Origin of the sequence: Methylophaga sp., assembly GCF_965655755.1 — a bacterium.
Lineage (GTDB): Bacteria > Pseudomonadota > Gammaproteobacteria > Nitrosococcales > Methylophagaceae > Methylophaga.
On sequence record NZ_CBFHHW010000054.1, the window covers coordinates 1 to 3,895 of the forward strand.

Here is a 3,895-nt window from a genome sequence, read left to right on the forward strand (position 1 = left end):
CAGACCCCGTTATCTTTGCCCAACTCAGCGGTGAGCAGGCAAACAAGGCCAGAACCAGTACAACCCGGCACATGTTAGTTGTGCTGTTTTTGCTCTGTAGCCAGTCGTTCCTGTTCCCGACGATGGCGTTTTGCTGCACGGTGGAGCTCTGCGGTTTCGGCAGATTCGACACCGATATGCGCTTCGCCACGATGTTTCGCTAATTGGATTTGTTTTTCACGTTCTGCAAAACGGGCTTTTTGTTCATCGCTGGTTTGATCAAAGCAGGAGGGGCAGCTCACTCCTTTCTGATAAAGCGGACTCTGTTTGTCCTCATCGGTAATGGGCAGCCGACAGGCATGACACTGATCATAGTCGCCTTTTTCTAACTGATGGTTGACGGTGACACGGTCATCAAATACAAAACAGTCACCCTCCCACAGGGTTTCGTCTTCAGGCACTTCTTCCAGATATTTAAGGATGCCACCTTCCAGGTGATAAACCTCATCGAAACCTTGTTCTTTGAGAAAGGCTGTCGATTTTTCACAGCGAATTCCACCGGTACAAAACATCGCGACTTTTTTGTGTTTCTGGGGATCCAGTTTCTCTTTTACGTATTTTGGAAACTCACGGAAACTCTCTGTTCCGGGGTTGACCGCATTTTTGAATGTACCTACCTGTACTTCATAATCATTACGGGTGTCTATCAGTAATACATCGGGCTCAGAGATGAGCTGATTCCACTGTTTGGGTTTAACGTATGTGCCGACGACCTGTTTGGGGTCAATGCCTTCGATACCCATGGTGACAATTTCTTTTTTCAATTTCACACGGGTCCGCATAAAGGGGGGCGTGTTGGTGAATGATTCTTTGTGACTGATAGGATTGAGGCGTTCGTCCTGCTGTAAATAATCCAGTAAGGCATCAATAGTCGATCGTGTTCCTGCAATCGTACCGTTAATACCCTCTTTAGCCAGCAATAAAGTACCGCGTATTTCACGCTCAAGCATAAAATCCAGCAAGGGCTGTTTTAGTGCTTGATAGTCGTCGAGACTGACAAATTTATATAATGCGCAGACAACAATGTCAGACATGGTGGTTCCTGAATTAAATAATTAATCCCTTCATTTTACTTTGATTTATTTAGGCTGTCCGCATTCTGCATAAAATCCACATAAAAGATGTGAGATATAGCGGTTTTATTTTATTCAGATGTCGGCGTAGTATGGAGTGAAAGCAAATCAAAAGCGGCCCAGTGACTCGTATATAGCGGAGTTATCAAAATGAATGAGCAGGCGCTACTTAAACAAAAAAATCAACAATGGCAGGAAGATGATAAACGCTGGCAGAAAGATATTGATGACTGGCAGCGAGAAACCAAAAGGCTCATAGCGTTTTTATACATGATGGAGAAGGCGCTTCCTGAACACTCTTCAAAACTCGAACAACACAAACAACGGATAGACAAACACAATGATGAGTTGACACGTTATCAGTGTGGGCTGGATGAGCATTGTCTGCCGAGTTGCCCCAGTCATATTGATATTACAAAGCAACGAGTGCTTCATAAAAAGATGGAGAAGCTACATCAATCAATGGCTGAAGAGCATGAGCAATTCAGCATTGATTATCTACAAAAAATGCAAATTTTCCGCGAGTTAACCCAGCGATTAATGGATGAGCTAGACGTGCTGGAAAATTAACCGTGCCACTGACGCACTCGGCCCGTGTCGACATGAATAAAGTCAGAGCCCGGGTAGTAACCGACCCCACCAACCCTCAGGTCGAGAGCTGATTTTTGCAGTGCATTAAGTTCGCTTCCCGGAAGTCTGATATCAATCGCTTGTCCGAGCATATGCAGGCTTTTCTTGGCTACGCCATCGCCGTTTTTTCTTAACATGGCGTTTGTTTTTGGCGAGCGATAACCGGAAATGACATGAAAGGGTTGTTTGCTTTGCATTTTATGATGAAGCAGGTTCAGCATTTCGATCAGATTGTTATCAATCTCGTTGATATCACCGGTGCGATGATCACGCAAAACCCGATTGATAGCACTTAATTCTGAGGCTTGATAGGCACCCTCAGCCCAGTAGGTGGCCTTAACTTTTTCACCGGTATGGAGATTGAGCAAAGAGATGCTGCGTTCAGGCTGCTTTAGCATGTTGGCAAATGCACTGGGCATTGCAAATGAAGCAGTGGCACCGATGCCAATCTGCAAGAAGCGTCTTCTGAATTGACAGGTTTTACTATCAATGGCGCGTCCCTTGCGGATTTTTTTTGACGTCATACGGCCCCCTGACTGTTGGTCAAAATTTGTACAAGTATAATCGCTTTATTTTTGATTACAAGCGTTTAGCCATTGCATCGTCCCTCTCGTAGGGATCAGGTGAAAAGAAAACTTCATCCTGATAGGGCCAAGCTGTGAAATAGACAGCATAAACAGGAAGAGGGATATCCAGTTTACGACCGCGATTTTCTTGACTGTCTATTTGAGATTGTAACCATGTCTCAGCCTTGGCTTCATTTAAACTGAATTGGGCTAATGCCAGTGGATCTTCGACACGGATACAACCAGAGCTGAAATTACGTTGACTTTCTGAAAACAGCTTTTTATTTGGCGTGTCATGTAGATAAATATTCCAGGGGTTAGGGAACATGAATTTGAGTCTGCCAAGTGCATTCAAATTCCCTGGTCGCTGTTGTAAACGATAGGGAAATTCGCTCGATAGCGGGCTGACTGCTTCCCAATCCACACGGTAGGGGTCGACGCGACTAACGGAATCGCTATGACGTAAAAAGACATTAAATTCATTGAGGAAAAAATAATCCGGATCAGCCTGTTGTTTTGGTAACAGATCACGACGTGCCAGCTTATGTGGTACGTTCCAATAGGGATTAATCACGAGATGTGTCATTGCACTGTTAAAGCTCGGAGTCGCGCGTTGCTTTTGTCCGACAATGACTTTCATACTGAGTTTTATCTGACCATTTTCGATAGCCGTAAGCTGATGACTTCCAAGGTTAACCAAAATATAACGCTGACCCAGATTATCGGGTAACCAGCGGAAACGTTCGAGGTTAATGCGAATCTTAGTCACAATAGCCTCAGCGGAAAGGTTCAAGCTTTTCCGTGTTTCACTACCGACGATGCCATCTACCTTTAAGCCATTTGAAGACTGGAACTGTTTTACTGCAGCCACGAGATTTTCATCATAGCGTGTATCCGATACATCTTTGACCGACAGGCTGGGATATTCAACGGCGAGTCTGGCCCGCAATGTCGGCACATGTGGGTGTGTGTCCCCGGGGGGTAATAAAGGCATATCGGCAACGTCTGGCCAGCCACCACGTAGCTGATAACTGCGATAAAGTGACAAACTGTTAGTCAATTGGTGGTATTGCGGTAACTTGGGTAATAATTGATTGAGTGTATTTTTCAAATACGGTGACAGTAAGGCTTTTTGTAACTCTTCTACCGGGCTGATGTTGTCTCTGGGAATGAACCAGGTTGGGTCGACTTTTTGTGGGCTCAGTCTGCCAATGGCTAAATCATGAATCAAATCCAACATGGCATCTGTCAGTAAACTATCAAAGTAACCAGCTCTATCAATGACTGTATCTTGAGCTAATTTTTGTAACAGACTGAAGTGGTAATCTTCAGGATCGAGACCGTGAATGGATGCTGCCTGGATAAAACTTAGAGCATCCTTAGCGTGTGTAGTGAGCCTGAGTGCATCTAGCCAAACGAAGCCATTTGGCTGTTTAAAAAATTGCAGTTGTGGATGGTCGGGAATCGGTAGCGATTTAGAATGTGCTATGCCCGGAAGCGATGAGGCAATACTCACCACCGATAAAATCAGAACCAGACCCTTCCTTGCTTTCACAGCTGCCTCGCGGACTTTGCTTCAGAGCAACG

At 45.0% G+C, this 3,895-nt stretch carries 4 protein-coding genes; 1 reads left to right on the forward strand and 3 read right to left on the reverse strand.

Going from position 1 to position 3,895, the window contains the following annotated elements; all coding sequences use genetic code 11:
• Positions 1–74: 74 nt before the first annotated feature.
• Complete coding sequence (gene trhO, locus ACTF5U_RS12025) at positions 75–1,073, reverse strand: oxygen-dependent tRNA uridine(34) hydroxylase TrhO (RefSeq protein WP_438971873.1); 999 nt, start codon at positions 1,071–1,073, stop codon at positions 75–77.
• 189 nt (positions 1,074–1,262) lie between these two features.
• Between trhO and ACTF5U_RS12030 the strand changes: the two genes are divergently transcribed.
• The gene (locus tag ACTF5U_RS12030; RefSeq protein ID WP_438971874.1) at positions 1,263–1,682 is read left to right on the forward strand and encodes a hypothetical protein; all 420 of its coding nucleotides are present in this window, start codon (positions 1,263–1,265) and stop codon (positions 1,680–1,682) included.
• Here the strand turns inward: ACTF5U_RS12030 and ACTF5U_RS12035 are convergent.
• Together ACTF5U_RS12035 and ACTF5U_RS12040 are read right to left on the reverse strand one after the other, a co-directional pair.
• Complete coding sequence (locus ACTF5U_RS12035) at positions 1,679–2,266, reverse strand: DUF882 domain-containing protein (RefSeq protein WP_438971875.1); 588 nt, start codon at positions 2,264–2,266, stop codon at positions 1,679–1,681. The two genes, ACTF5U_RS12030 and ACTF5U_RS12035, sit on opposite strands and share 4 nt — an antisense overlap.
• A 55-nt stretch (positions 2,267–2,321) precedes the next feature.
• Positions 2,322–3,863: a L,D-transpeptidase family protein gene (locus tag ACTF5U_RS12040; RefSeq protein WP_438971876.1), complete on the reverse strand. Its 1,542-nt coding sequence runs from the start codon at positions 3,861–3,863 to the stop codon at positions 2,322–2,324.
• Between the last annotated feature and the right edge of the window lie 32 nt (positions 3,864–3,895).

Coding starts and splice junctions, on each gene's coding strand:
- trhO (WP_438971873.1), bottom strand. CDS start 1,073: ATGTCTGACATTGTTGTCTGCGCATTATATAAATTTGTCAGTCTCGAC.
- ACTF5U_RS12030 (WP_438971874.1), top strand. CDS start 1,263: ATGAATGAGCAGGCGCTACTTAAACAAAAAAATCAACAATGGCAGGAA.
- ACTF5U_RS12035 (WP_438971875.1), bottom strand. CDS start 2,266: ATGACGTCAAAAAAAATCCGCAAGGGACGCGCCATTGATAGTAAAACC.